This is a genomic window from Pseudoalteromonas sp. Z9A6, from assembly GCF_011378805.1.
Lineage (GTDB): Bacteria > Pseudomonadota > Gammaproteobacteria > Enterobacterales > Alteromonadaceae > Pseudoalteromonas > Pseudoalteromonas distincta.
This window is the reverse complement of sequence record NZ_WTKZ01000132.1, coordinates 1-819: the sequence shown is the minus strand read 5'-3', so window position 1 is coordinate 819 and position 819 is coordinate 1. Positions and strand designations below refer to the sequence as shown.

Here is an 819-nt window from a genome sequence, read left to right as displayed (position 1 = left end):
CGAATGGTTACTTCAGATGTTTGAAACTGCTGTGCTAACTTTTCAACGGCTACTTCACCTAATTCATTAACTTGAACCAGTATATTGTGACGACGCTGCTGTGTGTTTCGTTTAGTCATAAAGCTCGTGAATTAAGTTTCATTTCGAAAGTTATGCGATTTTAAACGAAACAACCTAAATGGCAAGTGAACGAGCAAAAAAAACACAGTTTTATTCTAATAATAATAAAACTAAAAGTACGGTAAGCTATAACTAATTAAGCGATAAAGATAAATACAATGCAGTCATTTAACAGTATCAGTAAAGAATACTTAGCACAGCGAAAGCAAGTAGGTGAAACCTGCCGTTTATTTAATAAGAGCCCAAGTAAAGGCAACTTAAAACGTATCAAAGAGTTATTTTTAAAGTCGGGTGATGGTGTAATTCTAGAATCAGGTTTTCATTGCGATTACGGCAATCAAATAGTTATTGGTGATCGTACTTTTATGAATATTAATTGCACACTTCTCGACTCGCCATTAGCCAATCACTCAATCACCATTGGTGATGACTGTTTAATAGGCCCGAACGTTCAGCTTTTAGCTGTGTCACATGCTACTAATCCAGCAGAAAGGCTTAATAAGGAAAACTTTGCAGGCCCTATCGCGTTAGGCAATAACGTATGGATTGGCGCAGGCGCTATTATTTTAGCGGGTGTGAGTATTGGTGAAAATAGTATTGTGGGTGCAGGATCTGTAGTAACTAAAAATGTAATGGCTAATACCGTGGTAGCGGGTAACCCAGCTCGTGAAATAAGAACATTATAGCTATTACCGATGT

Annotated in this window: 2 protein-coding genes; one reads left to right on the top strand and one right to left on the bottom strand. The window is 37.2% G+C overall.

Features of this window, described 5'->3' with window-relative positions:
* The coding region (locus GQR53_RS20510) for a DeoR family transcriptional regulator (RefSeq protein ID WP_165745060.1) at nucleotides 1-119 on the bottom strand (119 nt) is incomplete at its 3' end.
* A gap of 159 nt (nucleotides 120-278) precedes the next feature.
* On the opposite strand from GQR53_RS20510, the gene GQR53_RS20505 reads away from it, so the two are divergent.
* Nucleotides 279-806, top strand: coding sequence for a sugar O-acetyltransferase (locus tag GQR53_RS20505; RefSeq protein ID WP_165745059.1), 528 nt, complete (start codon nucleotides 279-281; stop codon nucleotides 804-806).
* Nucleotides 807-819 lie beyond the last annotated feature (13 nt).

What these genes read in the sequence shown, in the direction of transcription:
- GQR53_RS20505 (WP_165745059.1), top strand. Translation starts at nt 279, where the DNA reads ATGCAGTCATTTAACAGTATCAGTAAAGAATACTTAGCACAGCGAAAG.